The sequence below is a fragment of the Pseudomonas sp. EA_65y_Pfl1_P113 genome (assembly GCF_963970525.1).
In the GTDB taxonomy this organism is placed as follows: domain Bacteria; phylum Pseudomonadota; class Gammaproteobacteria; order Pseudomonadales; family Pseudomonadaceae; genus Aquipseudomonas; species Aquipseudomonas tritici.
In genome coordinates this window covers 1-494 of sequence record NZ_CAXAQM010000424.1, presented here as the reverse complement: position 1 = coordinate 494, position 494 = coordinate 1, and the positions used below count along the sequence as shown (strand labels likewise).

The 494-nt window shown below is 59.1% G+C and carries 1 protein-coding gene; it reads right to left on the bottom strand.

The window, feature by feature from the left end; genetic code table 11:
- The coding region (locus AACY52_RS30385) for an MBL fold metallo-hydrolase (RefSeq protein ID WP_339561393.1) at positions 1-379 on the bottom strand (379 nt) is incomplete at its 3' end.
- Positions 380-494: the final 115 nt, after the last annotated feature.

The following is a 494-nucleotide window of genomic DNA, read 5'->3' as shown; positions in this document are numbered from 1 at the left end:
CCGGTGAGATAAAGCAATAGGAAAACCGCGAGAGGATGTCCTTGGCGGTCGACTGATTGAAATAGGTCGGAATTCGCCGGCGCATATGCATCACGACGGAGCGCAGATCGTCCATGCCATGGGTCTGATCGGCATGTTCGTGGGTCAGAAACACCGCGTCGATATGGTCGACTTCGGTCGATAGCAATTGTTCGCGCAAATCCGGCGATGTATCGATCAGAATGCGCGTGATGCCATGGTCGGACTTGCGCTCGACCAGCAGCGAGCAGCGACGACGGCGGTTCTTGGGGTTGCCGGGATCACAGGCGCCCCAGCCGAGCGCCGGCCGCGGCACGCCGGCGGAAGAGCCACAGCCAAGGATCGTCAGCGTCAGCGTCATGCCGTTCCTATTCCTAAGCTTTGACCTTCGAGAAGAGGCGAAAGAAGTTTTCGGTCGTCTGGCGCGAGATCTCCTCAAGCGAGACGCCGCGAGTCTCAGCAAGAACCTTGGCAAC